At 72.2% G+C, this 25,441-nt stretch carries 23 protein-coding genes; 7 read left to right on the top strand and 16 right to left on the bottom strand.

Translation table 11 applies throughout. From position 1 onward, the window contains the following. Positions 1-35 precede the first annotated feature (35 nt). Together maiA and WMF17_RS30655 are read right to left on the bottom strand one after the other, a co-directional pair. Complete coding sequence (gene maiA / locus WMF17_RS30660) at positions 36-710, bottom strand: maleylacetoacetate isomerase (RefSeq protein ID WP_437596727.1); 675 nt, start codon at positions 708-710, stop codon at positions 36-38. Beyond that, a complete protein-coding gene (locus WMF17_RS30655) occupies positions 707-1,684 on the bottom strand; it encodes a fumarylacetoacetate hydrolase family protein (protein WP_437644481.1) in 978 nt (325 codons plus the stop codon). The genes maiA and WMF17_RS30655 overlap by 4 nt, the downstream gene beginning before the upstream one ends. A 140-nt stretch (positions 1,685-1,824) precedes the next feature. Between WMF17_RS30655 and WMF17_RS30650 the strand changes: the two genes are divergently transcribed. Further along, on the top strand, positions 1,825-4,251 hold the full coding sequence (locus tag WMF17_RS30650; RefSeq protein WP_437596725.1) for a substrate-binding domain-containing protein: 2,427 nt from the start codon (positions 1,825-1,827) through the stop codon (positions 4,249-4,251). Positions 4,252-4,312: 61 nt separating this feature from the next. On the opposite strand, the gene WMF17_RS30645 is transcribed toward WMF17_RS30650, so the two are convergent. After that, complete coding sequence (locus WMF17_RS30645) at positions 4,313-4,666, bottom strand: DUF1801 domain-containing protein (protein WP_437644479.1); 354 nt, start codon at positions 4,664-4,666, stop codon at positions 4,313-4,315. Between the two features lie 153 nt (positions 4,667-4,819). Next, positions 4,820-6,226 carry an NAD-dependent succinate-semialdehyde dehydrogenase gene (locus tag WMF17_RS30640; RefSeq protein WP_437596723.1) on the bottom strand — a complete coding sequence of 469 codons (1,407 nt, stop codon included), beginning with the start codon at positions 6,224-6,226 and terminating at the stop codon, positions 4,820-4,822. Positions 6,227-6,464: 238 nt separating this feature from the next. On the opposite strand from WMF17_RS30640, the gene WMF17_RS30635 reads away from it, so the two are divergent. Beyond that, a complete protein-coding gene (locus tag WMF17_RS30635) occupies positions 6,465-7,469 on the top strand; it encodes a hypothetical protein (protein ID WP_437644477.1) in 1,005 nt (334 codons plus the stop codon). Further along, positions 7,466-8,212: a metallophosphoesterase family protein gene (locus tag WMF17_RS30630; RefSeq protein ID WP_437644476.1), complete on the top strand. Its 747-nt coding sequence runs from the start codon at positions 7,466-7,468 to the stop codon at positions 8,210-8,212. The genes WMF17_RS30635 and WMF17_RS30630 overlap by 4 nt, the downstream gene beginning before the upstream one ends. Here the strand turns inward: WMF17_RS30630 and WMF17_RS30625 are convergent. The 5 genes from WMF17_RS30625 to WMF17_RS30605 all read right to left on the bottom strand — a co-directional run bounded on the left by WMF17_RS30625 (position 8,178) and on the right by WMF17_RS30605 (position 13,245). Next, on the bottom strand, positions 8,178-9,044 hold the full coding sequence (locus tag WMF17_RS30625; RefSeq protein WP_437644474.1) for an alpha/beta hydrolase: 867 nt from the start codon (positions 9,042-9,044) through the stop codon (positions 8,178-8,180). The genes WMF17_RS30630 and WMF17_RS30625 overlap by 35 nt on opposite strands. Positions 9,045-9,236: 192 nt before the next feature. Beyond that, positions 9,237-9,785: a hypothetical protein gene (locus tag WMF17_RS30620; protein ID WP_437644472.1), complete on the bottom strand. Its 549-nt coding sequence runs from the start codon at positions 9,783-9,785 to the stop codon at positions 9,237-9,239. 128 nt (positions 9,786-9,913) lie between these two features. Continuing rightward, positions 9,914-10,381, bottom strand: coding sequence for a peroxiredoxin (locus WMF17_RS30615; protein WP_437644470.1), 468 nt, complete (start codon positions 10,379-10,381; stop codon positions 9,914-9,916). Positions 10,382-10,491: 110 nt separating this feature from the next. Beyond that, positions 10,492-11,700, bottom strand: coding sequence for a serine/threonine protein kinase (locus WMF17_RS30610; protein ID WP_437644468.1), 1,209 nt, complete (start codon positions 11,698-11,700; stop codon positions 10,492-10,494). A gap of 105 nt (positions 11,701-11,805) precedes the next feature. Beyond that, complete coding sequence (locus WMF17_RS30605) at positions 11,806-13,245, bottom strand: hypothetical protein (RefSeq protein WP_437644466.1); 1,440 nt, start codon at positions 13,243-13,245, stop codon at positions 11,806-11,808. A 132-nt stretch (positions 13,246-13,377) separates the two neighbouring features. Between WMF17_RS30605 and WMF17_RS30600 the strand changes: the two genes are divergently transcribed. Next, on the top strand, positions 13,378-14,112 hold the full coding sequence (locus tag WMF17_RS30600; protein WP_437596715.1) for a hypothetical protein: 735 nt from the start codon (positions 13,378-13,380) through the stop codon (positions 14,110-14,112). A gap of 21 nt (positions 14,113-14,133) precedes the next feature. On the opposite strand, the gene WMF17_RS30595 is transcribed toward WMF17_RS30600, so the two are convergent. The 4 genes from WMF17_RS30595 to recA all read right to left on the bottom strand — a co-directional run bounded on the left by WMF17_RS30595 (position 14,134) and on the right by recA (position 18,165). Next, a complete protein-coding gene (locus tag WMF17_RS30595) occupies positions 14,134-15,105 on the bottom strand; it encodes an HDIG domain-containing metalloprotein (RefSeq protein WP_437596714.1) in 972 nt (323 codons plus the stop codon). A gap of 174 nt (positions 15,106-15,279) precedes the next feature. Further along, on the bottom strand, positions 15,280-16,140 hold the full coding sequence (locus WMF17_RS30590) for a hypothetical protein (RefSeq protein WP_437596713.1): 861 nt from the start codon (positions 16,138-16,140) through the stop codon (positions 15,280-15,282). A gap of 329 nt (positions 16,141-16,469) precedes the next feature. Continuing rightward, positions 16,470-16,967, bottom strand: a complete 498-nt coding sequence (locus WMF17_RS30585) for a SixA phosphatase family protein (RefSeq protein WP_437644464.1) — start codon at positions 16,965-16,967, stop codon at positions 16,470-16,472. Positions 16,968-16,986: 19 nt separating this feature from the next. Next, positions 16,987-18,165, bottom strand: coding sequence for a recombinase RecA (gene recA / locus WMF17_RS30580; RefSeq protein ID WP_437596711.1), 1,179 nt, complete (start codon positions 18,163-18,165; stop codon positions 16,987-16,989). Positions 18,166-18,603: 438 nt separating this feature from the next. Here recA and WMF17_RS30575 point away from each other — a divergent pair, with 438 nt between their 5' ends. Further along, the gene (locus tag WMF17_RS30575) at positions 18,604-19,890 is read left to right on the top strand and encodes a serine/threonine-protein kinase (RefSeq protein WP_437644462.1); all 1,287 of its coding nucleotides are present in this window, start codon (positions 18,604-18,606) and stop codon (positions 19,888-19,890) included. Here the strand turns inward: WMF17_RS30575 and WMF17_RS30570 are convergent. From WMF17_RS30570 to WMF17_RS30560, 3 genes are all read right to left on the bottom strand, one after another. Beyond that, positions 19,838-21,952: an ATP-binding domain-containing protein gene (locus WMF17_RS30570; protein WP_437644460.1), complete on the bottom strand. Its 2,115-nt coding sequence runs from the start codon at positions 21,950-21,952 to the stop codon at positions 19,838-19,840. The two genes, WMF17_RS30575 and WMF17_RS30570, sit on opposite strands and share 53 nt — an antisense overlap. 85 nt (positions 21,953-22,037) lie before the next feature. Then, positions 22,038-22,652, bottom strand: a complete 615-nt coding sequence (locus WMF17_RS30565) for a TetR/AcrR family transcriptional regulator (RefSeq protein ID WP_437644458.1) — start codon at positions 22,650-22,652, stop codon at positions 22,038-22,040. 72 nt (positions 22,653-22,724) lie between these two features. Beyond that, entirely contained in the window at positions 22,725-23,459 is a 735-nt protein-coding gene (locus tag WMF17_RS30560) for a tyrosine-protein phosphatase (protein ID WP_437574469.1), read from the bottom strand. 47 nt (positions 23,460-23,506) lie between these two features. Between WMF17_RS30560 and WMF17_RS30555 the strand changes: the two genes are divergently transcribed. Together WMF17_RS30555 and WMF17_RS30550 are read left to right on the top strand one after the other, a co-directional pair. After that, positions 23,507-24,073 (top strand): hypothetical protein, encoded by a 567-nt coding sequence (locus WMF17_RS30555; RefSeq protein WP_437596706.1) that lies wholly within the window; start codon positions 23,507-23,509, stop codon positions 24,071-24,073. A gap of 102 nt (positions 24,074-24,175) precedes the next feature. Continuing rightward, positions 24,176-25,402, top strand: a complete 1,227-nt coding sequence (locus WMF17_RS30550; protein WP_437644456.1) for an ArsA family ATPase — start codon at positions 24,176-24,178, stop codon at positions 25,400-25,402. Positions 25,403-25,441 lie beyond the last annotated feature (39 nt).

The following is a 25,441-nucleotide window of genomic DNA, read 5'->3' as shown; positions in this document are numbered from 1 at the left end:
ATCCTCCGTCGCGAGGGGCGTACGCAGGGGGTGAGCTACGTGCTCGCGGCGACCGCGTCGGCCTGGCGGTCGGCGTGGGCGGCCTGGAAGGCGGGCAGCGCCATGCACGCCGCCTCGATCCGCGTGAGGGTCGAGAGCGGCGCGAGATCGACCCCGTGGCGTCGCGCATTGTAAAGCTGGGGCACGAGGAACACGTCCGCCACCGTGACCTGATCGCCGACGCAGAACTGGCCGCAGAGCTCGACGGCCGCGGCCTGGAACGCGGCGAGCCCCGACGCGATGAAGCGCCGCGCGAATGCCTTCTCGTCACCGCCGAGCTCGCTCTGCACGTATTTCAGGGTGGCGGTGTTCTGCATCGGCTGCGTGCCGGAGTTGATCATCTCGACGAGCTGCCGCGCCTTGGCGCGCAGGTACGGATCCGCGGGCAGGAGCGGCGGCGCGGGGATCAGCTCCTCGAGCAGCTCGATGATCGCCACCGACTGCGACACGCGCCGGACGGCGCCGCCCTGCTCGAACTCGAGCAGCGGCACCTGCGCCATCGGGTTCTTGGCCCGGTAGTCGTCGCGGAGCTGCTCGCCGCCGTCCCGGACGAGGTTCACCGGCCGGTACGCGTGCGGGGCGCGCTTGTGGGCGAGGGCGATGCGCACGCGCCAGCTGCACGAGCTGCGCCAGTAGCCGTAGAGCGTGAGCCCCTGGATCGCGGCGGTCATCCGGCCACCACCCGCTGCGCGATGCGCCCGAACAGGTTCTCGCCCGAGCGACTCAGCATCTCGATCATGATCGTGTCTCCTGGCTTCATGAAAGGCGTCCTCGCCGCGCCGTGCGAGAGGATCTCGAGCATGCGCTTCTCGGCCAGGCACGACACGCCGCGCGCCGTATCCCGGTTCGAGACGGTGCCGCTGCCGAGCAGGGTCCCGGCCGTGAAGCTGCGGGTCCTGGCGATGTGCTCGACGAGATCGAAGAACGAGAAGTGCATCTCCGGGCCGGCCTCGGGATCGCCGATGAGCGCGCCGTTGTAGGTCGAGCGGAGCGGCAGGTGGACGCGCCCGTCCCGGAACGCGTCGCCGAGCTCGTCGGGCGTGATCGCGAACGGGGAGAACGCCGTGGCGGGCTTCGAGCAGAAGAAGCCGAACCCCTTCGCGAGCTCGGCGGGCACGAGGTTGCGCAGCGTCACGTCGTTGGCCAGCAGGAAGAGGCGGAGTTGCCGGTCGGCCTCGTCACGGCGCGTGCCCTGCGGGGTGTCGCCGAGGACGACGCAGACCTCGGCCTCGAAATCGAGGCCCCACGCCTCGTCGCGCAGGACGATGTCGTCGGTCGGCCCGAGGAGGACGCCGGAGCCGCCCTGGTACACGAGCGGATCGGTCGTGAGCGTCGCGGGGGGCTCGGCGCCGCGCGCCTTGCGCACGAGCTCGATGTGATGGATGTAGGCCGATCCGTCGACCCACTCGTACGCGCGGGGCAGGGGCGCAGCGAGCTCTTCCATGACGAGCGGGGCCACCGCCGCGTCGCCGCGCTCGATGTCGTCGGCGATGCGGCGGAGCGCGGGCTCGGCGCGCTCCCAGTCGTCGAGCGCGGCCTGGAGCGTGGGGAAGGCGGCGCCGGCCGGCGCGTAGGCGAGGCCGTCGCGGCGGACGATGACGAGCGTGCCGTCGCGGCCGGGGCCGCGGAGAGAGGCGAGCTTCATGCGCGTGCGAGCTCCTCGTGGCGTTACGGTGGTCTCATCGTCTTCGCTTGACAAGCACGACGCGGCTCACGCCTGCTAGCCCTTGTGCTCTCTTGCGCCGTGCGCAACGTGCGACCGGGTGACCGGCTGAACGGATCTGCATGAATACCGGACTCGATGTTTTCTCGACGCTCCACCACCTGGTGCAGCGCGCCATGGCCAGCCTCCCCGGGGCGCAGCGTGGCAGCTTGCTGGTGCGCGCTGGACGACGGCTCGTGTACAGGGCGTCCGTGGGGCTCGATGGCATCCTGCCGGGCCGGGTGCACATGCCGTCGGACGGCGGGCTGTTGAGCGCGTCGGCGCCGTTCGGCCCCGCCGCGGCGCCCGAGGCGGCGCGCGGCCCGTGCCTCGTCCCCGCGGCTGTGTGGTACCGGGCGCACCTGCCCGAGGTCGCGCAGCGGCCCGGCTGGCCTCCGGAGGGGGCCCACGTGCAGGTCGTGCCGGTGCACCTGTTCGGCGCGCCGGGCGCCTACTTCGCGCTGGAGCAGCCGGACGACGCGCCGCTGTCGGGCCCTTACCGCGCGCTCGTCGAGTCGGTCGCGGAGAGCGCGGGCGCCGCGCTCGAGCGGCGCGGCCTGTTCGAGGAGAAGGCGCAGGTCGCGCAGGAGCTGCGGCTGCTCGAGGAGGTGCTGAGCTCCGTCGCCGAGTCGGTCGATCTCCTCGAGCTCATCGAGACGCTCGCGGACGGGATCAGGAGCGTGCAGACGGGCCCGCGCTGGGGCACGATCGACCTCGCCCTCCTGGAGGACGCGGGGCGAGGGCCCGCGGCGGATGCGCGGCGGACGCTGCGCCTCTACCGGGCTCCCCGCCGGCCCATGACGGCGTACTGGAACAACGTGCGCGACGGCGCGCTGGCCGCGGGGCGGGACCTGCGGGGCGCCGTGGCGTTCAGGAGCGGGGTGGGCGCCGATCCCGCGTCCCAGGAGGCGCTGTTCGAGGAAGGGCTCCGCCGGGGCGTGAAGGGGATCGCCGTCGCCCCCATCGATCCGGTCGCGCTCGAGCCGCTCATCCGCCGCGCGGTCGCGGCGGGGGTCGCGGTGGTCGCGATCGACTCGCCGACCGTGGAGGGCAGCGCGGCCCCGGTCTACATCGGGACCGACAACCGGGTCGCCGGCAGGCTCGCGGGCGAGATGATGCAGCGGCTCTTGCCGCAGGGCGGGCTGGTCCTCACCCAGGCGCCCTCCTTCGCCGTGTCCAACGCCAGCGAGCGCCTCGAGGGGTTCCGCGAGGCCGTCACCGGCTCGGCGATCCGCCTCGACGCTCCCCTCGAGAACCATTTCGACCCCGCGCGCGGGGTCGAGCTCGCCCTCTCGGCGCTGCGCGACAAGCCCGGGATCGCCGGCGCCTTCGGGGTGTGCAGCGAGAACGGCCCGAGCTTCGGCACCGCGTCGATGACGCTCGGCAGGGCCGGAGACCTCAAGATCCTCGCCTTCGATCTCATCACGCCCACCGTCGCCATGCTCCAGGACGGCGCGATCCACGCCGCGATCGTGCAGCGCGAGTACGACATGGGGTACCGCTGCGTGCAGGTGCTCTACGACATGGCCACGCGGGGCGCCGAGGCGGCGCTCGCGGATCTGCCGGCGTCGCGCTTCATCGACACGGGCGTCGACGTCGTCACCGTCGAGCGCACGCCGCGCTCGGTCGCGCTCTCGGATCACCTCGCCATGAGCTCCGCCCGCCGGGTCGCGAACCGCAGGCTGGGCGCGGCGAGCCGCGCGCCGTCGCTCGAGTTTCTGGTGATCGGCATGGCCGAGCGCGAGAGCCTCGTCGACGACGAGCGCGCGCCGATCGTGGACGACTCCCTGGTGGGACGGGTGATGAGCTCGTGCTGCTCGCTCGTCATCGACACCGCGTCGAGCGAGTACCAGCACTTCAGCGATGTCGTCGAGGCCCGCTGGAACGGGGCGCGCACGCTGGTCGGCGTGCCGCTGCTCTCCCGGGACGCGGTCCTCGGGGTCCTCGTCCTGAGCAGCCCGCAGCCCGACGCGTGCTCGGCGAACGACCTGGCGCTGATCGAGCGCGTGGCCTCGGTGGCGGCCGTCGTGCTCGAGAACGCGCGGCTGCTCTCGCGGATCAAGGAGCGCACGAGGGAGCTCGAGTCGCTGAGCAGCCGCCAGGTGGCGCTCCTCGACACGATCGCCGTGATGTCGAGCCCGGTCGTGCCGATCGCGCCCGGCGTCCTCGTCATGCCGATCGTCGGCGCGCTGGACGCGGCGCGCTCCGGCCGCTTCATCGAGGTGATGCTGAAGGAGATCTCCGAGCACCAGGCGCGCGTCGTGATCATCGACGTCACCGGCATGGCGGTCGTCGACGCGAGCGCGGCGAGCCACCTCGTGCAGGCGGCGCGCTCCGCCGCCATGCTCGGGTCCGAGGTGGTGCTCGTCGGGATCGCGCCCGAGGCGGCGCGGCTCATGGTGGAGCAGGGGTTCGATCTCGGGGACATCGTCACCCGCTCCACCCTGGAGCTTGGGTTCTCGTACGCGCTCGGCAAGACCGGCGGGCGGGTCGTCTACCGTCGCTCCTGAGCCCCGTCGCTTTCGAGCCGCGGCGGCGCCCGTTGCCCTCGCGCCGCGGGGCCCCGCGCGATCAGCGGTCCCGGTGGAGCTCGATGGCGGTCGCGACAAGCGCGGCGATCTTGGCGACGTCCACGTCCTTGGCGGAGCGGATATGGACGTTCCTGGCCGACTTGGGGTTGCCGGTGAGCACGCGGTTCGGATCGGGCAGCTCGGCGCCGTGCTCGAAGCCGAGGTTCACGCCGAAGCGCTGCGGGGCGAGCCAGCAGATCTGGTGCTCGTGCCCGTCGCCCATCCGGAAGCTGATGATCCGCCAGCCTGGATAGACGTGCTCGTGCACGTCGGGGATGACGCGGAGGAGCAGCTTGCGCACGTGCAAGGTCAGCTGCTGTGCTGCGGGCGGGTACTCGCTCAGCAGAGCGGCCACGGCCGGATCTTCCGACACAATCACCCACGCTAGGTCCACGCCCACGAAGACGCAACCGGCTGCGCGTCGCGACGTGACGTTCCGGTTCGGGCGCTTGCTTCCTGTCAGGTCAGCGCAGGCGAGGTCGGGCGCACGCGCTCGCTGTGGGATGGGTCACTCGGTGGCGGGCACGCCTCTCTGGCGTTCGTCCTTGGCGATCCAGACGGTCTTGATGTTCACGAACTCGCGCAGGCCGTAGGACGAGAGCTCGCGGCCGTGGCCGGACATCTTGACCCCGCCGAACGGCAGCCGCGGATCGGACACGACCATCCCGTTGATGAACACCTGGCCGGCGTCGAGCTCGTCGATGAGGCGCTCGCGCTCCTGGGGGTCGCGGGTCCAGGCGCTCGCCCCGAGGCCGAATCGGGTGGCGTTCGCCATGTAGATGGCCTCATCGATGTCGGCGACGCGGATGACGGCGGCGACCGGGCCGAAGAGCTCATCGTCGGCGGCGGGGGAGGGGCTCCGGACGTCGGTGAGCACGGTCGGCGGGAAGTAGTTGCCCGGGCCTTTCAGCCGCTTGCCGCCGGTGAGGAGGAGCGCGCCCGCGGCCACCGACGCCCGCACCTGCTCCTCGAGCTCCGTGACGATCTGCGCCGTGGCGAGCGGCCCGACGTCGACCGACGGGTCCATCGGGTCGCCCACCCGGAGGCGCCGCATGGCCGCGACGAAGCGCTGCTCGAACTCCGGCACGATCGACTCGTGCACGATGAAGCGCTTCGCCGCGATGCAGGACTGCCCGTTGTTGATGATGCGCGCCTTGATCGCGGTCCCGACGGCGGCGTTGAGATCGGCGCTCGGGAGGACGATGAACGGATCGCTGCCGCCGAGCTCCAGCACCACCTTCTTGAGGTGCTTCCCCGCGTGGGCGCCGACGCTGCGCCCCGCGTTCTCGCTGCCGGTGAGCGTCGCGGCCACGACGCGCGGGTCGGCGAGCAGGCGCGGCACCGCGTCGGTCCCGATGAGCAGCGCCTGGAAGGCCCCTTCCGGGAAGCCGGCCCGGCGGAGGATGTCCTCGATGGCGAGCGCGCAGCGGGGGACGTTCGCGGCGTGCTTGAGGAGGCCGACGTTGCCGGCGACGAGCGCCGGCGCGGCGAAGCGGAAGACCTGCCAGAACGGGAAGTTCCACGGCATGATGGCGAGCACCGGGCCGAGCGGGTGGAACGCCACGTAGCTCCTGTCGGCGTCGGTCGCGACCTCTTCGGGGGCGAGCAGGCGCTCGGCGTTGTCGGCGTAGTAGCGGCACACGGTCGCGCACTTCTGGGCCTCGGCGATGGCGGAGCCGATGGTCTTGCCCATCTCGACCGTCATGAGCTGCCCGAGCTGCTCCTTCTCTCCCTCCAGGATCTCGGCCGCCCGGCGCAGCTTCTGGGCGCGGTCGGCGACCGGGGTCTGCCGGAAGCTGCGGAACGCGGCGTGCGCGCGCGCCACCTTCTGCTCCAGCGCCGCCGACGAGAGGGGCTCGAAGGTCTCGAGCGTCTCTCCCGTCGCTGGATTGATCGTCGCGATGGCGGTGTTCACGGATGTGCCTCCTCTTCGAGCGCCGGGGGCCGCGCCCTGTCTCCTGCGTGCGCAGGGCGCGCCGAGCGATCCCGGCAGGCGAGCTTGAGCCAGACCTGCCTCTTCTTGCAATGGTCAGCGAGGACGAGCCCGCCTATGTTCCCGTTCCCAGCGGCTTTCGCCCTTCTGCCGCAGCGCGCGGTCGCATGGGGGCGGAAGGGGGTCGCCATCGCACGTTCTGTTCATTACGCAGAACGGGATGGCCCGCAGCGGATCCCCTGCCGTCGACGACGCGGAGCGCGCGGTTTCTGCCCGGGCGACGCGGGCCGGCGAGCGCGCGACGCTCCCTCCGCCGCCCGTGGACGATGCCGCCGGCCCGCTATCCCGTGCGGGCGAGCTGGAGGTGAGGGGAAAGGCGCTGGAGTCGCTCCTGTGCGCCGGTGTGCCGTTCATGGTGGCGGGGGCGTATGCCTTCTTTGCGTACACCGGCATCTTCCGCGACACGAAGGATCTCGACGTGATGCTGGACGAGCGGGAGGTGCCGGCGGCGTTCAGGGCGCTCGAGCGGGCCGGCTTCCAGACGGAGGTGCTCGATCCGCGGTGGATCGCGAAGGCGTATGCCGGCGACAGGTTCATCGATCTCATCTTCTCGTCGAGCAACGGCCTGGGCGTGGTGGATTGCGGCTGGTTCGAGCACGCGCGTCCTGCGACGATCCTGGGGCACAGCTGTTTGATCGCGCCGGTCGAGGAGATCATCTTCACGAAGGCGTTCGTGGACGAGCGGGAGCGGTACGACGGGGCCGACGTGAACCACCTCATCTACACGTGCGGCGACGAGATGGACTGGGAGCGGCTCCTCGACCGGTTCGGCCCGCACTGGGAGGTCCTGTTCGCGCACGTCACGCTCTACCGTTTCGTCTATCCCGGCGCGCGGAGCCGGGTGCCCGAGTGGCTCGTCGAGGAGCTCTGCCGGCGCACGCTGGAGCAGTCGCGGGCTGGCGACGCGCCGCACCGGGTCTGCCGGGGGAACCTGATCAGCCGGCGGCAGTACACCCATGATTACGAGAAGCTCGGGCTCATGGCTGCGCCCGCCGGGCTCGAGCCCGAGGTGATGCGGGGGTCGCTGTGCCGGAAGCGCCGGCCGCCCGCGGCGGCGCGGCGGCACCTCGGCAAGGGGGGGCCGAGCCGCGAGGGGGCTCCGGGCGGCGCGGAGCGTCTGGGGGCGGAGGTCGAGGCGGCGCGGCTCCGCAAGCCGGGATCATGAGCGCCGGCGCCGGCGGGAACGGGGACCGCGGCAAGCGGCGCGTCGCGGCGGCCTCGGACCTGCACTGCCGGCCGGAGCACGGCGGAAGGATGCGCGAGTTCGTGAAGGCGGTGAACGCGGAGGCCGAGGTGCTCGTCCTGTGCGGCGATCTCACCGATCGCGGCCATCCCGACGAGGCGAAGGTGCTCGCTGACGCGCTCTCCGGGCTGTCGGTGCCGTGCGCCGCCGTGCTCGGCAACCACGACCTCGACCGCGGCGCGGGCGCCGAGGTCGCGAGGCTCCTGGGCGACGCGGGCGTCGAGGTGCTCGACGGGGATCACCTGATCCTGCGCGACGACATCGGCGTTGCCGGCGTGAAGGGGTTCATGGGCGGGTTCGGGAGCGCGACGCTGCAGGCGTTCGGCGAGGGCCCGCTCAAGGCCTTCGTCCAGGAGGCCGTGACCGAGGCGCTGAAGCTCGAGACGGCGCTCTCGCAGCTCGACAGCGACAAGCGGATCGTGATCATGCATTACACGCCGATCCTGGAGACGACCGTCGGCGAGAACGTGGAGATAAGGCCTTTCCTTGGGACGAGCCGGCTTGTCGCGCCGATCGATCTGTACGGCGCCGACGTGGTCTTCCACGGCCACGCGCACCACGGAGCGCTCGAAGGGCGCACGCCGAAGGGGACTCCCGTCTACAACGTGGCCATGCCGCTGCTCAGGAAGCTCACCGGGCGGTCGTTCCTCCTGATCGAGGTGTAATGGCACCGGATCCGTGCTTCTGCAGGAACTCGCGGATCGCGCCGAAGTAGGCGGGGGCGAAGAGGAGGATGTCGTTGTGTCCGGCGCCGTCGATGAGGCGCAGCTCTTTCTTCTCGTGCGGGACGGCCGCGTGGTTCTCGCGGGCGTGGAACGGCGGGAGCAGGCTGTCGTGCGCGCCGTGCAGGGAGAGGACCGGAATCTCGACGTGCTTCAGGAGCTCCGGGTTCGAGAAGCGGCGGTGCGCCTCGTCGCGCAGGTCGCCGAGCTCGATCTGGAAGAGGGCGAGGAGGTGCCGCACGTCGCTGAAGCCGCTCTCGAGGATCAGCGCGCGGTAGGCGCCGCCGCGCTCGCTGGCGATGCGCGACGCGGGCGAGCTGCCGAGCGAGCGGCCGAAGAGCAGCGGCTTCGGCGGCCGGTCGAGGCCCGCGGCGCGGCTCTTCTCGGCGAGCTCCCGCTCGAAGAAGCCGGCGACCTTCGCGGGATCGTCGTGGAGCGAGCGCAGCGTCGGACGCCCTCCGCTCCAGCCGTAGCCACGGTAATCGACGATGAAGAAGTTGAGCCCGATCTCCTGCCATTCCCGGGCGATATCGTCGTAGTCGGGGACGGTCTCGCCGTTCCCGTGGAAGGCGAGCACCGTGGGGTTCTGCGGGTCGGACAGGTGCCAGCGCGCCCCGACGGTCACCCCGGGGGCGACGGGGACGTCGTAGTCCGTCGCGCCGCCGAGCGGGACCTTTCTCACCTGCCTCGGATAGAAGATGCCGGCGGCGTGAGGGGTCGCTTCGAGCTCGCGAAAGAGCTCCTCGAGGGAGCTTTGGGGCTGGTTCGTCGGCATGGCGTGATGACCCTCCGTGAATGCGGCGGCGACGGGCGGAGGATAACGGAGCGGCGCGGGCTCGTCGATGAAGGGCCGCTCCTGCGCTCGGGGCGCATCACGGCGACAGCCCGCCTGTCTCGTCCTCCTCCAGCGTGTCCGCGAGCGCGCGGCGCCACGACCGGGGACCCCGCCCCCCGGGTCTCAGGCCGGCTACTCGTCGCTGTCCCCGTCCGCCGCCGGCATGAGCTCGATGTCGACCTCCTGAGGAACGAAGTCCTCGCATTCCTCGCTCATGACGGGCGTGAGCGTCTGCTCGAAGTCCTCATAGCCTGTCCCCGAGATCTCCACCTGCGTCACCCCTGCTGTCCACAGCTCGCAGACGAGCGCCTCCAGCGCGTCCGGAGGCGGCTTCGCGCGATCGACGGCGCACACGAGGTTGGCCTCGTCGAGCGTCTTCCAGGTGGTCGGGTCGTTCAGGACGAAGGTCGGCTCCTCCGCTGCGCTCCATGCGACGTGAACGGTGGCGTCCGGCGGGACGGGGGCGCCCTTCGCGCGCACGGTGATGGTGAACATCGCCTCTCGCGGCCCCATCGGGCAGCCATCGGCGCCGCCCATGCCCGAGCCGCCGCCGGCCCCGCCGACCCCGGGGTCCTTGCAGGCGCCCACGGAGGCAGCGGTCGCGAGCGCCGCCGCGGCGAGCGCCGCGAAGGTTGTGAGCGATACGATTCGACCTGGCGCGAAGGGAAGGCGTGCAGCCACAAAGGCGACAGGGTAGGGGGGCAACGCTGGCAAATCCAGCGAGAGCAGGTTTTGCGCGGGACGCGCCGCTCATCCCCAGGATTCCCGGATTCCCGGATCCCGGGGACGCGCCGCGGGCGCCTTCCAGCTCAGCCCTGGGCCTTGAGCTCCGCGATGTCCTGGAGGAGCGTCTGCTCGTGCCCCTCGGGCTTCACCTTCAGGTAGGTCTTCCGCAGCACGCCCTGCGGATCGACGACGAACGTCGTCCGGTCCCAGTACAGGTTGCCTTTCCACTCGCTCTGCCCGACGCCTGCGGCCTTGAGGAGCTCGTGCCCGGTGTCGGCGAGCAGATCGATGGTGAAGGCGAACTTGTCGCAGAAGCTCTTGTGCGACGCGACGTCGTCCGCGCTGACGCCGACCACGGTGATGTTGGCCTTGTCGAAGTCCTCCCTGGAGGCGGTGAACGACTTGCCCTGGACGGTGCAACCCGGCGTGTCGTCCTTCGGATAGAAGTAGACGACGAGCCATTTGCCCGCGAAGTCCTCGAGCTTCACGGTCTTGCCGTCCTGGTTCGGCAGGGCGAACCGCGGGAACGGCTCTCCAATCTCGACGCTCATCTTCTCTTTACCTTTGCTGTGGGCCGGAGGAAGGCTCCTCCTGGCCGGTGACCGCTCGTGGGACGATGGAGCGGTGCGGCGCGGGTGTCAACGTCGCTGCCCGCGCGGGATCAGCGCGGGATGAGCCCCCGGAACCAGGCCGCCACCGACGAGGACGACTCGTCCTGGTGGAGCGAGTCCGGTCCTTCCAGCTCGTCGGCGAGCCCTCCGAGCGGCGCCTCGCTGCGCGGGGGCGAGGAGCTCGGGTGCGCCTGCCCGTGCGTCAGGCTCGTGGCCCCGTCCAGGGTGGGCAGCAGGCTGAGGCCGCTGCCGACCGCGGTCGGCTCCTTCGTGAGCGACTTGAACTCGAGGAGCATCAGGTCGATGAGCTCGGCGATCTTCTGCGTCCCGTCGATCGTCCGCGCCGGCCCGCCCTTCGTGCGCTCCACGAGCGCGGCGACGTCGTCCTCGCTCACCGGGCGGCCGTAGCGGTAGAGGAAGCGGGTGAGGTCGCGCCCGAGGTCGCGCGCGTTGCGGTAGCGAGCCCCCGGATCGCGGGCGAGCGCGCGGCGGATGATCTGCTCCAGCTCGCGCGGCACCTCGCTGTTGACCTGCTGGAGCGACGGGACCACCGCGTCGCGCACCAGCCGCACCGTGATGTAGTCCGAGTCGCCGAGGAAGAGCCGGCGCCCGGCGAGCATCTCCCAGAGGATGATCCCGAGCGCGAAGATGTCGACGCGCTGGTCGACGCCCTGCTCGAGCACCGTCTCGGGCGCCAGGTAGCCGAACTTCCCCTTGATGATGCCCGCGTCGCTCTCGGCGAGCTGGCTCGACGCCTTCGCGAGCCCGAAGTCCACGATCTTCACCTCGCCGTAGCGGGTGATGAGCACGTTGGCCGGGGTGATGTCCCGGTGCACGATCTGGAGCGGCTTTCCGTCCGCGGTCGCGAGATCGTGCGCGTAGGCGAGGCCCTGGCACATCTTCGCGGCCATGAACGCGGCGACCTCGACCTCCATCGGCCGGCCGACCTTCTTCTGGTGCTCGAGGAGGGCCCTCAGGTCGGCGCCGTCCACGTACTCCATGACGATGAAGTAGGTGCCGTCGCCGACGCCGATGTCGAACACGGACACGACGTTCGAGTGCGAGAGGTGCGCCGAGAGGCGCGCCTCGTCGAGGAACATCGCGATGAACTGCTCCTTCTTGCTGAGCTGCGGCAAGACGCGCTTGATCGCGACCTGCTTCTTGAACCCTTCGATCCCCGCGCTCTCGGCGACGAAGACCTCCGCCATGCCGCCGGAGGCGAGGCGCTTGATGACCCGGTAACGCTGCTGCTCGGACATGCCCTGTCTGTCGTCCTCCCGCCCCGTCCCGTCTGTCTGCCCAGTCTAGCGGCTCGGGCCCCGCAGCGGATGAAATCCATGCGGCGCCGCCTCGCGCCTGGCAGGTCATCGGAACGTGGCGAGCGCCGCGACCGCCGCGAAGGAGAGCCCGACGAGCGCGGCGAGCGCGAGCACCGACACGAGCGGCTCCGCCCGCACGGTGGCGAGCAGCCGGCCGCGATCTTCCCTGGACAGCGGCGCTCCGTCGGTTCCGTCCTCGCCCTCGCCGCCCGACGCGGCGGCGAGGTGTGCCTCCAGGCGCCGCCGCGCGGTCCGGGATCGCAGCGCGAGCAGCATCATCTGCGCGACCCCGGCGGCGCCGAGCACCAGGAGGCCTGCGCGCCGCGCCTGCGAGGCGCGGCCCCGCTCGCGCGCCTCGGCCGCCGGCACCCCGTCCGCGAGCAGCGCCACGCGCCGCGGCAGGGCCGGGCCTGCGGCTGGCGAGAGCGGCCAGGCCACCGTACCCGCGCCCTGCTCGTAGGGGTCGCTCGCGACGACCGCCCAGCCCGCTGCGCCGGGCGAAGGTCCGTCTGGGAGCGCCAGCGTCCCCGAGAAGAAGCCTGCGCCGTCGGCCGCGAGCGGGACGACCGCCCCGAGCAGGCGGCCGTGCGCGCCTCCGATCGAGACGTAGGCGCGCGGCTTCGGCGCCGGGGAGGTGAGCCGGAGCTGCGGCCGCCCGGCCGCGAGCCCGGCCGGGTCGAGCCAGATCGCGCCAGGGATCACGGGCAGCCTCCCTTCCCAGGTGCCGCTCGCCCCCCGTGACCCCGGCGGCCCCGGCGGCGCGCTCCCCGGGCGCGTCGCACGCAGCGTGAGCTCGACGGCGTGCGCCAGCGGCTTGATCGTGAGCTCCGCGGCGCCGCGCGCATCGGCCGCGAGCTGCACCGGCCCGCTGCCCTGCCCCTCGAGATCCGCCCCGACGGCGCTCGCCTCCACGCGCGCCCCTGGCACGGGCGCTCCGTTCTCGGTCTCGACCGCGACGCGCACCGGCTCCGGGAACGGCGCTGCCAGGGCGCCCCGCGCGGCCGTGACCCGGAGGCGGAGCTCCCCGTCCGCCGCGCCGGGCAGCGCGCTCGTGTGCGCCGCGCCGGGCAGCGCGCTCGTCTCCGCCGCGGGGAGCGGGGGCAAGAGCGGCAGCTCCTGCTCCACGAGCGTCTCGCCGCCCCGCGCGATCCGCACCACGACCGGCGCCTTCAGCCCGCCCTTTGCGCGCAGCAGCGCCTCGCCGATGCCGTCCTTCCCGGTCGAGCCGATCCATCGCTCGAGCGGCGCCCCCGCGGACGCCGCGCTCACCTCGAGCTCCGGCAGCGCAGCTGGATCGTCGGCGCCGTAGAGCCGGCGCACCCCTTCGATGCGGAGCGCCAGCGCCTCGCTTCCGGCGACGGGCGCTCCCCACACCCGCACGCCGGTGGCCATGCGCTGCGCACCTGGTCCCAGGATCACGAGCGCCGCGAGCCCGATGCTGAGCGCAGGCAGGACATAGGTCGCCGCGTTGGGCATCGAGATCATGGTTGCCCCAGCATACCTCTCCGTCCCTGCGGCGCGGTCGGGGCTCGGATCGGGCTGGCTGCTCGTGCGGAGCGCCGTCGTTCGTGCCGAGCCCCTTTGCGTCCGGGCGTCTCCTCCGATAGGAAGCCGCCGATGGCAGGCGACAGACCGGTGAAGCGCAGGCGCAAGGGCTCGGGGGCCACGGGGCAGGGGGGCGAGGTTCTTCTACGGCAGCGGACCGATCCGCGGAGCGAGCGGCGCTTCGAGCCGAAGGCCTCGCTGGAGCTCGGCCTCACCTTGCTCGGCATGTCCGTCGCGGCGCTGCTGGCGGGGGCGGGGGTTTACGGCCAGTGGTTCCGGGGCGAGGAGGCGGGCTCGCACCCGGCTGCTCCGTACCTGCTCGTCGGCGCGCTGCTCCTCGGCGCGGCGGCGAGTCTGTTCGGTCAGTGGTCGATGAAGTCCATCCGTGTCGGTGATGCCGGCGTGGCGATCGAGAACGGGCCTGGCGAGATCGAGCGGATCGGCTGGCACGATGTCACGGGCCTGTTGCTCACGGAGTCTTCGCTCACGGTTCAGGGCGGCGGCACCGTGCTCGCCATCCCGCTGCGCGCGCATCTCCCCGCGGCCTCCCGCGTCCTGGCGGAGGCGAGGAAGCGCGTCCCCGGGCGAGTCGTCGACATCAAGGAGGGCGCGTTGCCTCCGCCCGACGACGCGACCGGCGAGGTGCGCCCGCTGGACCCGCCGCAGGTCGCCGGGCTTCACTGCAAGGCGACCGACAAGCTGATCTCCTTCGAGGCCGACGCCCGCCTCTGCGGCCGCTGCGGCGAGCTCTACCACAAAGACGGCATCCCCTCCCGCTGCATCACCTGCGACGCCCCGCTCCGCTGAGCGGCGGCCGCCCGCCGCCTCTCAGATCCCGAAGCGCTCCGCGTTGTCCCGCAGGAACGCGATGTAGACGTCCGCCTCCTGGTGCGACGGCACCTCGCCCACCTCGACCGCCTGCTCGAGCGCCCGCTTGACCTCGCCCACCCGCCGCGACGGCGGTAGCCCGAACGCCCGCATGATGGCGTCGCCGATGCCGCTCGGCAGCGGCGGCACCACCGCGTCCTCGGCCTGGACATGCAGCACCCGGTCGGCCAGGTCGCTGATCTGCTTCAGCCCCTTCCGCTTCTTCTCCGGCCGCTTCGTCGTGATGTCCGCCCGCGACAGGTCGAGCACGTCGTTCAGGCAGTCGCCCATCTCCTTCGCGAAGCGGCGCACCGCGCTGTCGGTCCACGACGGGTCGTACTGGCTCGCCCGCAGGTGGTGCAGGATCAGGAAGCGGATGCTGCCCTTCAGCGCCTCCTCCTTCGCGAAGAGCGGCAGCCGCCGGTCGATCTTGTCGAACATGCGCGCGCCGACCTCGGCGTGACCGAAGAAATGGACCTCGCCCGACGGCGAGATCGAGCGCGTCCTGGTCTTGCCGATGTCGTGGAGCAGGGCCGCCCAGCGGACCTCGAGCCTCGGGACCGCCTGACGCACCACCTGCTTCGTGTGCTTCCACACGTCCTTGTGGCGCCACTCCCCGTCGCCGAACCCCACCATCGCCTCGACCTCGGGCAGCATCGCCGCGAGGGCGCCCGACTCGAGCAGCGCGTCGAGCCCGGCCTCGGCGTCCTTGCTCATCATGATCCGATCGAGCAGCTTGCGGACGTCAGGCAGGTAGATCGCCGCCGCCGCCTTGAAGTCGGCGGGGCGCCCGGAGATCACCCTGGCCGAGGAGCGTGGCTCGGTGGCCGCCTCGGGCTGCGCGGGCTCGGCCGTCTCTGATCGCTGGACGGCCCATTCGAGCGCCTCCATGGCCCGCTTCGGGCTCGCTTCCTGGGTGAGAATCTCCTGCACGCTGGCCTTCCACACTTTCGAGGTTACGGGAGCGCCCGTGGCGCGCCGGTTCGCGCGGCCCGCACGGGGTCCGCCGGTTTAGAGCCAGCCGGTACTCCGCGCAATGGTTCGTCGCTCGGCGCAGGTTCGTCGCTCGGCGATGCCGGATGGCGAGCGTCCGCCGGAGACGGCGCCTCAGGTGCGGAGGAGCCTGACCACGTGGTCCTTCTCCCAGGAGAGGGCGCGCTCGTAGTCGCGGAAGAGCCGCTCGCGGGCGAGGAACTGGGGCGGGTGGAGCATCCGGCGCCCGATGCCGTGGCTCGCCGGCATCACGTGGTGGATCATCTCGTGGTAGATGACGTAGGAGATGAAGTAGCGGGGGACCCAGGGCCGGTCGAGCACCGGGTGGATGCGGATCAGTCGCTCCACCGCCGAGTAGCTCCCGAGCTTGATGGTGCGCCGCGGCTTCCGCGCCCTGGTCCGCTTGCCCCAGGTGATCAGCGCGTCGACCACGCCGCCGAAGTACGCGTGGTTGAGCTTCTGGAACAGGGTCAGCAGATCGTGCGTCTGCCCCTGCGTCGAGAGCGGCGTGCTCACCGGCCGGCTCGCCCGGATGCGGTGGCCGTTCTCGTCGATGTACTGACCGACCACGAGCGACGCGGCCCGGTCCTGGGTCACCACGTACCGGACGAGCGCCTCCTGGACGACCGCGGGCGCATCCAGGAACATGTGGTGGACGCGCGCCTGCAGGATGCCCTCCCGCAGCGACGAGGAGATCATCTGCCGGTAGTTGTCGGTCACCGAGAGGAGGACCGGCCGCTTCTGGGCCAGCTCGAGGCGCCGGATGAGCGCCTGGCGCGCCCCCTCGTGCACGTAGATCTGCGGCTGGCCCGACGGCAGGCCGATGTGGAGCGGATGGTGCCGGGGGTCCGGCACCCGGACGACGGCCCGGGAGACGCGCGGCCACAGGGAAGAGGATGCTGCGCCCTTCCCACCGCTGCGCGACAGACGGCCTGGAGGGGGTTGAGCGAAGGGGAAGGCCATCTGTCCCGCCATCTCAATCCTCCTTATTTGGGCGTATTCTCGGGTGGGATCCTTGTCAAGCGAGCGGCCGAGATCATCGAAATCGTTTGGCTTTATGATTACGTAAGCAGGGGGCCGACCTCGCCGCAGGGGGTTGGCGGGAGTCGCCGCCGCCGTCCGCCTGCTACCCGGATTTCTGAAGCACTTTCATGGATTTGCGTGGATCGCCGCGGCCCGCCGCGGGACCGCTCCGGTCGAGCTGGCTCCGGTCGACCCGCCTTCCGCCTCGGACGCGTGCCGTCTGGCTCCTGCTTCCTCTCCATGACAGGGCGCGCCCACGGCGCGCACGCGGCGCTCCTTCGCTAGGCGAGCGCGCGGGGGTCGACGATCTGCGCCACGCGCCAGCGGTCCTGCGTGCGTGGCTCGGGCTCGAGGGCGACGACCAGGGCCGTGCAGAAGCTGGCGAGGAGCAGGCCCGTCGCGCCCCGGCCGGGCGAGTCGATGAGCGTCCTGACGAGGTGCTCCACGTTCGGCTGATGGCCGACCAGGAGCGCGTCGGCCCCGCCTCGGGCGAGCGCAGCGACCAGCGCGAGCGGGAGGTCTGCGTCGATCGAGAGCTCGTCCCGGACCTCGACCTCCGGCGCACCGCAGAGGGGCACCGCGATCTCGGCGGTCTCGCGGGCGCGCGCGAGGGGGCTCGCGAGCACCCGCGACAGCGGGGCGCCGCCCCGGATGCGATGGAGCTCGATCGCGACCCGCTCCACGCGCGCGCGGCCTTCGGGGGTGAGCCTCCGGTCCGCGTCGCGTCCGCTCGCCGAGCGGTCCTCCGCCGGGCCGTGCCGCATTACGTAGAGGTGCATGGCGATGGGGCGATCGGCGTCAGTTCGTCTTGCCCGGGGGGCGTCGGGCGTCCGTGCCGGACGGGGCTGCCTCGCCGCGACCCTTCGCCTGCGCGGGGGGCTCGGCCGCGGCCGCGCCGCCCTTCGCGCCGGCGGCTGCGGCGCCGTTCGTCGCGGCGCCCGCGCCGGTGCGGGAGATCCCGTGCTTCGAGAGGACCATCGACTCGATCTTCTCGAGCACCGCCGGGTGCTGCTCGAGGTAGGTGCGGGCGTTCTCCCGGCCCTGGCCGATGCGCTCGCCCTGGAACGAGAACCAGGAGCCGCTCTTCTCGATGATGCTCGCCTCGGTCGCGAGGTCGATGACGTCGCCGCTGTGGCTGATGCCGTGGCCGTAGAGGATGTCGAACTCCACCTCGCGGAACGGGGGAGCCATCTTGTTCTTCACGACCTTGACGCGGGTCCGATTGCCCACGACCGCCGGCTCCTTGCCGCCCGCGGCGGCCTCCTTGATGGCGCCGATGCGGCGGATGTCGAGCCGGACGGAGGCGTAGAACTTGAGGGCGTTGCCGCCGCTCGTCGTCTCGGGGCTGCCGAACATGACGCCGATCTTCATGCGGATCTGGTTGATGAACATCAGCAGACACTGCGAGCGCGAGGTCGTCCCGGTCAGCTTGCGGAGCGCCTGGCTCATCAGCCGGGCCTGGAGGCCGACGTGGCTGTCGCCCATGTCGCCCTCGATCTCCGCCTTGGGGACGAGCGCCGCGACGGAGTCGACGACGATGATGTCGACGGCGTTCGAGCGGACCAGCATGTCGGCGATCTCGAGCGCCTGCTCGCCGTAGTCGGGCTGGGAGATGAGCAGCTCCTCGGTCTTCACGCCGAGCCGCTTGGCGTAGTTCACGTCGAGGGCGTGCTCGGCGTCGATGAACGCCGCCGTCCCGCCCGCCCTCTGGACGGCCGCGATGGCGTGGAGGGTGAGGGTCGTCTTGCCGCTCGACTCCGGCCCGTAGACCTCGACGATGCGGCCGCGCGGGTAGCCGCCGATGCCGAGGGCGATGTCCAGGCCGAGCGAGCCGGTCGGCACGGCCGCGACCTCTTCGTGCAGGCTCTGCCCGTCCTTGAGGCGCATGATCGCCCCTTTGCCGTACTCCTTCTCGACGCTGGCGATCGCGAGCTCGAGGGCGGCAGACTTCTGCTTGGTGTTCTTCTCGTCACTCATGCGTACCTCGGGGAGGGGGGCGAAAGGGAGGGGGTGACCGAAGGGGATCGCGCCGGCGAACCCCCGACGCGCGGGCCAACAGTTTCCGGCAGCTTTACTGTCCGGTTGTTCAGGAAGCAAGACTCCCGCACCCAGGATAGGACCGAAAACGTCCGCGCAGCGACCCGGCCGGACTGGCGGCGGGCGCGCTCGGCGGCGCGTCGGGCGCGGCCCGGGCGCGACCCCCGGACTGGCCGCCTCCGAACAGGGCGATCCTGTCGTGGTCGGAAGCGCTGTTTCCCGGCTGATGTGGAGTCTCACAATCCAGGCAACAATCGTGATCGTCGCACACGGGGAACGCTGGCGGACTCTTCCTCTGTGGGCCACACCTTCCAAGTGGGGGGTGGGGGCCGCTTTTTCCCGGGGTTTTCCCTGGGCCGGTACGAGCTCGTCCTGCGGGTGGCCGCAGGCGACGTGGGAGAGATCTGGGCGGGGCGGCTCAGGCGGGAGCACGGGTTTCAGAAGCTCTTTGCCATCAAGGTGCTTCGTCCCGAGCTCTCGCCCGACCCCGACGCCGTGCGGATGTTCCTGGAGGAAGCCGCGCTCGCGGCGCGCATCCGGCACCCGAACGTTGTGCCCGTCGTGGATCTCGGCGAGGAGGGCGGCACCCTCTTCTATGTCATGGAGTGGGTGAGCGGGGAGCCCCTCTCGTCGGTGCTGCGCGCCGCGCGCGGGCGCCCGGCGCCCGTGCTCGCCGCGGCCAGGCTGGCCTACCAGATCTGCGCGGCGCTCGACGCCGCGCACGAGCTGCGGGACGAGGTCGGCAACCCCCGGGAGCTCCTCCACTACGATGTCTCGCCGGACAACGTCCTCATCACGTCCGAGGGGCTCGTCCGCCTGGTCGATTTCGGCATCGCGAAGTTCGAGGAGGAGCGGCTGTCGGAGCGCCGGCCTCCGTCGTTGCGGGGCGACGGCAGGCGCGCCTTCGCCGCGGCGGCGGGCGGCGAGGGGGGCGCGTTCCTGTTCAGGAGCAGCGCGCCGTACATGGCGCCGGAGCACATCCGCGGGCAACCGTGCGACCGGCGGGCCGATCTCTTCGGGGTGGGGGTGCTGCTCTACGAGCTCCTGTCGGGCGCGCACCCGTTCCAGGCCGACGACAGCGAGAGCACGATGACCCACATCGCGAGCGAGCGGCCCGCCGCGCCGCTGTCGTCGCGCGCCGTCCCGTCCCGGCGCGGGCTCGCGGAGCGGCTGAGCTCCGCGCCGCCGCCCGAGCCGATCCCGTCCGCGCTCGATCGCCTCGTCTCCGAGGCGCTCGCCAAGTCGCCCACCGCGCGCACGGCGACCGCCGCGCAGCTCATGCGCGCGCTCGAGGAGGCGGTCCCGGGCGCCTCGCACCCGGGCAACGACGTGCTGGTCGCGAGCTGGATCGGGCAGGTCCTCGGGGACACGTCCCACCTCCGCACGCAGCAGCTGCGCGCCGCGCTCGAGTCGCTCGATCCGGGGGGCGGCTCGGTCGACGAGACCGAGCCTCCGGGCTCCCCGCGGCGATGGGCGCAGACGGCGTGGGCGTTCGGGGCAGCCGTCCTCGGGGTCGCGCTCGCCGGGAGCACGGCGGTGAAGGACAGCCCGCTCCCGCCGGCCGCGTTCACCGCCCCGGCCGGGCCGCGCGCGGAGAGCGCCGCGAGCAACGTCAGCTCGCCCCCACGTCGTCGAGGAGCGGCGACCACGCCGCACCGGAGATGAGCCAGAGCTGGTGCGACGTCCGCGTCACCGCGACGTGGAGCCGCCGGCGGGCCTCGTCGGTCATCGGGTACGCCGCCGCGGTCGCGTCGGGCACGACGACGTAGTCGAACTCGAGCCCCTTCGCGCTGTCCACGTCGGTGACGTCGATGCCCGGCTCGAACGAGAACTCCCCCTCCAGAACGAGCCGCGCCTCCGGCAGCTCCGCGACGAGCGCGTGGAACTGCCGCGCGGCGGCCTCGTCCCGCGCGATGACGGCCACGGAGGCGCGGGGCTCGCGGTCCGCGAGGTCGCGGAGCGCGCCGGCGAGGAACAGGTGCGCCTGCGCCTCGCTCGGGAAGCGGAAGAACCCGATCGGCGCGCCGTCCCGCGCCGCGCGCGCGGGCGCCTCGGGCGCGAGCTCGCCGAGGAGCCGCCGCGCGAGCTCCGTCACCGGCCGCGGGCACCGGTACGACACCGCGAGGCGGCAGGCCGCCGCGTCGCCGACGCCGAGCGCCGAGCGCGCCCCGTCCCACCCGGCGAAGCTCGACGCCGTCTGCTGCGCCTCGTCGCCGGCGAGCGTGACGCTGCGCGCCTCGCCAAGGAGCTTCCCCAGGACGAACAGCTCGAACAGCGAGACGTCCTCGGCCTCGTCGAGCACGAGGTGCGACCACCCCGCCCCGTCGAGGCCGGCGCGCGAGGCGCGCAGGAACAGCAAGATCGGCAGATCATCGACGTCGAGCGTCCCCGCGAGCTCGTCCGGGGTCCCCTCGGCGATGGCGCGGCCGTCGAGCGCCTGCTTCATCGAGGCCACGGTGATCGAGGCGAGCTGCCGGTCGAGCGGCTCGGCGATCTGCAGCAGGGTGTGCCGGACGGTCTCCTCGACGGCGCTCCGCGGGATGTCCCCGCCCGAGGCGGCGACGACGCCCTCGAGGAACCCTCGGTCCGTGAAGACGTCGGCGAGGCGGCGGCGCAGCCGCGGGAGCGTCGTGCTCGCCCGCGCGAGCTTCGCGAAGCGGTCGCGAAGCGCGCGGTAGAGCGCCGGGTGGCGCTTGAGGCTCGAGACGAGCGCCGGGGGGTCGGCGCAGAGCGCGATCGGCTGGCCGAAGACGTCGCGCGCGGTCGCGGACGACCAGGCGTCGAGCGTCTTCACCTGGGCCTCGCCCGCGCCGAGCGGGGCGAGCAGGCGGCGCGACAGCCGCGCGAGCCCCTCTTCGGGGACGACGACGCTCATGGCCGCGAGCGGGTACCGCGCAGGATCGAGCGCGGCGATCCTGGCGAGGCGGTGCAGCGCCACGGTCGTCTTGCCGCTCCCGGCGCTGCCGAGCACGAGCAGCGGCTGCTCCGGCGGCGCGCACACCGCGGCGTACTGGTCGGCGTCGAGCAGGGCGGTGACCTCGGCGGCCCGCGCGCGCTCCTGGGCGCCGGCGCCGACACCCAGGCTGCCGGGGCGCGCGGCGGTCCCGGCGCCTCCCGGCTGCATGGCGAGCGCGGCGCGGTCCGCCAGGGTCCACCGCCCGTCGCCGCCCTGCGTCAGGACCAGGCCGTCGCCCACGATCCGGGTGAGGACGCCGCGCTCCACGACGACGATGCGGCGCGCCTTCACCACGCCCTCGGCCACGCGGCCCGGGAAGGCCTCCTCGTACTCGTCGCCCTCGCGGTACCGGTAGAAGATCTGCGCCACCGGCGCGACGCGCCAGTCGAGGATCCGCACGTCGGCCGACGGATCCAGGAACGTCGTGTGGCCGAGCAGGTAATCCTTCGCCCCCTTGCCCTCGTCGACCCGGAGGTGGGCGAGGTAAGGGCAGAGCGGGTCGGGCAGCGCCTCCCCGGTCTCCAGCGCGATGAGGCGCTGGCGCACGCTCATCTCGAGCAGCACGGCCGGCAGATCGTCGGCCGAGGCAGCGGCCGCCTCGTCGCGGAGCTCCCGGAGCGCGGCGACGGACCTGAGCTCGCGCGGCGCGGCCGGGCGCGCCGCGCGCTCCCGCGCCCGCTCCAGGGCCGCGCGCACGCGCTCGAGGAGCGCCTCCTCTTCCTCGATGACGGCGCGCGCTTCGACCGGCAGATCAAGCCTGCTTTCCAGCATGGTGGGCCTCCGTGCGCCCCTCGCCGCCGCGAGGGGCTGAGCTCGCATTGATGAACGATGCATTCACTTTTGAGACGAAAAAATCTCATGCGAAGAAGCACCTGAGCCCGGCGAGGTGGTACTTCGAGTAGCCGTGGATCGCCTCGCGGATGGCGGCCTCGTCCTCGAAGCGCGCGAGGGCGCCGACCATCGTCCTGACGAGGCTCTGGTAGATCTGGTCCAGGTTGAACCGCATCGCCTCGGTCACCGACAGGCACGGGTTCACGGAGCGGAAGTGCTCGATCGAGAGCGCGACGAGGCGCTCCACGGTCTCCTCCGAGAACCGCTCGTACCTGGAGCCGGCGGCCCGTCCGAGGACGATCACGACGCGCAGCCTGTTCTCGATGCAGAAGCCGAGGAGCTCCTCGGCGACCCGGTGGTACGGGGCCGTCGGCGCGAGCGTCCGGAGGTCCTCCACGCCGTCGAGCGCCTTCATCCGGCGGCGGAGCAGGCGCGTGAGGGCGCGGGCGAAGCCGTCGTCCACGACCGCGTAGAAGAGCGCGTCCTTGTTCGCGTAGTACCGGTAGATGTTGCCCGTGGAGACGCCGGCCGCGCGGGCGATCTCGGCCATGGTCGCGCTCTCGTACCCCTTCCGTGCGAAGATCGTCAGCGCGGCAGCGGCGATGCTCTCCTGGACGTCGTCCTTGAGTACCTGTGCCATGGCAAATAATGAACGGTTGGTTCACTTATAGCGGGGCGCGCGGTGCCGTCAAGGGAGCGGGCCCTCGTGGGCTCAGGGCTCGATTTTTCCTTCGAGGATCGCGCGCGGGCCGTCGATGAGCATGAAGGTCGCTTCCTCCTCGCCGACCCTGGCGAAGAGGGCGTCGATGCCGCCGCGCACGGCGGCGACGTCGCTGGCGGCGTGGGCGTCGCTGCACGCGGCGTAGTAGTAGCCTGCCTCGATCAGCTGCTCTGCGGCCCGGCGGGGGGCGCGCCCGTACTTGCCGGTGAGGGCCGCGACGTCGAGGAGGAGGACCGCGCCGGCGTCGATCAGCGGATCCAGCGAGGAGCAGTCGTCGAGGACGGGCTCGTAGCGCTCCGGGTGGGCGATGACGGGGCGGAGCTTGCGGCGGCTGAGGTCGAAGAGCCGCTCGGCGATGCGGACGGGGAAGCTCCGGGTCGGGAACTCGACGAGCGCCGCGCGGCCGCCGGGGTAGGGGAGGGCGCTGCCGTCGAGGAGGCGCTGGAAGACGACGTCATCGAAGAAGTGCTCCGACGAGAGGTCGAGCGCGGGCAGGTCGCGCGCGCCGTCGGCGCAGCGCAGCGCGGCGCAGGTCGCGTCGTAGGCGGCCCGGAGGCTCTGCTGGGTGTTGTCGAACATCCCGGGGCGCATGTGCGGCGTGGCCACCACGGTGTCGAACCCGGCGCCGCGGAGGGCGGTGAGGAGGGCGAAGCTCTCCTCGACGGTGCGGACGCCGTCGTCGATGCCCGCGACCCAGTGGCAGTGGAGATCGATGAAGCCGCGCATCGTGGCCTCGAACTTAGCAAAGTTGGCCTCCTTCGTGCGCTACGACGATGCTTCGCGGCGAGGAGGTGTTCGTGTCGCTCTCGTTATCGAACCAGCAGCTTGTGCCTCAGCCCGGGTCGGAGGGCTGCGCAGGGGGCCAGCGCGGCGACCAGCAGGGAGGCCGCGCCCAGCGGCCGGTCGACCCAGGCGCGCTCTCGGCCGAGGGGGGCGCGAACGCCTCGGAGGAGGCGGTCCCCGCCTCCGAACGGCGGCGCCGTCGCAGCGAGGACCCGATCACCGCGCTGCATTATCAGCTCTCGACGACGCGCTCCGAGGCGAACCTGGACGTCGTGGTCCTCGTGGACGACAGCGGCTGCCTCGTCGCGGGGGCGGGCGCGTGGCCTGCGTGCGAGGAGCTCGCCGCCTATGCCCCGCTCCTCGTCAACCCGGACGCCGTCCAGAGCGCGGCGCTCGGCTCGCGCATCGCCGCGCTCACCGCGGAGGTCGAGGTCCAGAGCCTCTCCGTGGCGGGCAGCGAGGTGCTGCTCTGCGGCCGCGGCGGCACGGCGGAGCGCGGCGCATCCATCGCGCGGGCCGCCGCCGGGTGCCTGCGCATCCTGCGCACCGCAGCCTGAGAGCTCGCCCGGCCGCGGGCCGAGCGCTCGCCCCGCAGCAGGCCGAGCGCTCGCGTTTCCCCGGTTCGTGCTACAAGGGGCCGCGACCTCAGGTCGCGCGTCATGCCCGGCCCGCTCGCACCCCCTCGGAACCCCCCGCCCGCCGTTCACGCACCCCTCCCGGCGGACGACGCCGGCCTCGCCCCGCTGCTCGCCTCGCGCAGGGTGATCCTCTGCGTCGGCTGCGGCGGCGTCGGCAAGACGACCACCACCGCGGCGCTCGGCCTCGCCGCGGCCCGCCGCGGCAAGCGCGTCCTCTGCCTGACGATCGACCCGGCGCGCCGCCTCTCCCAGAGCCTCGGGATCGAGGAGATGAAGACGGAGGCGCAGACGATCGAGCCCGCCCGGTTCGAAAGGGCGGGGGTCGACGTGCCCGGCTCGATGACGGTGATGATGCTCGACACAAAGTCGACGTTCGACAGCCTCGTCGCCTCGCTCGCCCCGTCGCCCGAGCAGCGCGACCGGATCCTGGACAACGTCCTCTACAAGTACATCTCCACGTCGCTCGCGGGCACGCAGGAGTACATGGCGATGGAGAAGCTCTACGCCGTGAGGAGCGACCCGAGCTACGACCTCGTCCTGCTCGACACGCCGCCCACGGCGAACGCGCTGGATTTCCTCGACGCGCCGGAGCGGCTCGTGGGCGCCATCGACAGCGCGGCGACGCGCTGGTTCGTGCAGGCCTTCCAGAGCTCCGGCAAGCTGTCGCTCAACCTGCTGGCGCGCTCGACCGCCGCGGTGCTGCGGGGCATCGGCAAGCTGACAGGCAGCGGCCTCCTCGAGCAGATCGCGGCGTTCATCCACGAGATGAACGCGGTCTTCGGCGGCTGGAAGCGGCGGGCGGACGCGGTGGCCTCGGCGCTGCGCGGCCCCGACGTGGCCTACGTGCTCGTCACGACGCCCGATCCGCTCTGCGTGCGCGAGGTGCTGTACTTCGCCGATCGCCTGCGGGAGCAGGAGATGCGGCGCGACGCGTTCGTCGTGAACCGCGTCCACCCGGTGTACGGCGCGCTCCCCGGCGCTGCCGAGATCGCCGCCGCGCTCGACGGGAGCGGCCTCGCGCTCGGCCCCGGCGCCGCGGCGCGCCTGCTCCAGGCCACCGAGGACGAGAGCCGCATGGGCAAGCTCGATCACCTGAACCTCATCGCCCTCGATGCGGCGCTGGAAGACGAGCAGACCGGCGGCAGCGTCCGCGTCGACGTCCCGGCCTTCCCCTACGACATCTACGATGTGGCCGGCCTCGCGAGGATCGCCGACGTGCTGGCGCCGCTGCCCGGGGCGGCGGGGTAGCGCCCGCCCCTCCTGTCGACGTGCGGCGCTGCGTGCGCG

Origin of the sequence: Sorangium sp. So ce362 (genome assembly GCF_051519845.1) — a bacterium.
Classification (GTDB): domain Bacteria; phylum Myxococcota_A; class Polyangia; order Polyangiales; family Polyangiaceae; genus Sorangium.
This window is presented reverse-complemented; position numbering and strand designations above follow the sequence as displayed.

What these genes read in the sequence shown, in the direction of transcription:
- maiA (WP_437596727.1), bottom strand. Translation starts at nt 710, where the DNA reads ATGACCGCCGCGATCCAGGGGCTCACGCTCTACGGCTACTGGCGCAGC.
- WMF17_RS30655 (WP_437644481.1), bottom strand. Translation starts at nt 1,684, where the DNA reads ATGAAGCTCGCCTCTCTCCGCGGCCCCGGCCGCGACGGCACGCTCGTC.
- WMF17_RS30650 (WP_437596725.1), top strand. Translation starts at nt 1,825, where the DNA reads ATGAATACCGGACTCGATGTTTTCTCGACGCTCCACCACCTGGTGCAG.
- WMF17_RS30635 (WP_437644477.1), top strand. Translation starts at nt 6,465, where the DNA reads ATGGCCCGCAGCGGATCCCCTGCCGTCGACGACGCGGAGCGCGCGGTT.
- WMF17_RS30630 (WP_437644476.1), top strand. Translation starts at nt 7,466, where the DNA reads ATGAGCGCCGGCGCCGGCGGGAACGGGGACCGCGGCAAGCGGCGCGTC.
- WMF17_RS30625 (WP_437644474.1), bottom strand. Translation starts at nt 9,044, where the DNA reads ATGCCGACGAACCAGCCCCAAAGCTCCCTCGAGGAGCTCTTTCGCGAG.
- WMF17_RS30615 (WP_437644470.1), bottom strand. Translation starts at nt 10,381, where the DNA reads ATGAGCGTCGAGATTGGAGAGCCGTTCCCGCGGTTCGCCCTGCCGAAC.
- WMF17_RS30610 (WP_437644468.1), bottom strand. Translation starts at nt 11,700, where the DNA reads ATGTCCGAGCAGCAGCGTTACCGGGTCATCAAGCGCCTCGCCTCCGGC.
- WMF17_RS30605 (WP_437644466.1), bottom strand. Translation starts at nt 13,245, where the DNA reads ATGATCTCGATGCCCAACGCGGCGACCTATGTCCTGCCTGCGCTCAGC.
- WMF17_RS30600 (WP_437596715.1), top strand. Translation starts at nt 13,378, where the DNA reads ATGGCAGGCGACAGACCGGTGAAGCGCAGGCGCAAGGGCTCGGGGGCC.
- WMF17_RS30590 (WP_437596713.1), bottom strand. Translation starts at nt 16,140, where the DNA reads ATGGCGGGACAGATGGCCTTCCCCTTCGCTCAACCCCCTCCAGGCCGT.
- WMF17_RS30585 (WP_437644464.1), bottom strand. Translation starts at nt 16,967, where the DNA reads ATGCACCTCTACGTAATGCGGCACGGCCCGGCGGAGGACCGCTCGGCG.
- recA (WP_437596711.1), bottom strand. Translation starts at nt 18,165, where the DNA reads ATGAGTGACGAGAAGAACACCAAGCAGAAGTCTGCCGCCCTCGAGCTC.
- WMF17_RS30570 (WP_437644460.1), bottom strand. Translation starts at nt 21,952, where the DNA reads ATGCTGGAAAGCAGGCTTGATCTGCCGGTCGAAGCGCGCGCCGTCATC.
- WMF17_RS30565 (WP_437644458.1), bottom strand. Translation starts at nt 22,652, where the DNA reads ATGGCACAGGTACTCAAGGACGACGTCCAGGAGAGCATCGCCGCTGCC.
- WMF17_RS30560 (WP_437574469.1), bottom strand. Translation starts at nt 23,459, where the DNA reads ATGCGCGGCTTCATCGATCTCCACTGCCACTGGGTCGCGGGCATCGAC.
- WMF17_RS30555 (WP_437596706.1), top strand. Translation starts at nt 23,507, where the DNA reads ATGCTTCGCGGCGAGGAGGTGTTCGTGTCGCTCTCGTTATCGAACCAG.
- WMF17_RS30550 (WP_437644456.1), top strand. Translation starts at nt 24,176, where the DNA reads ATGCCCGGCCCGCTCGCACCCCCTCGGAACCCCCCGCCCGCCGTTCAC.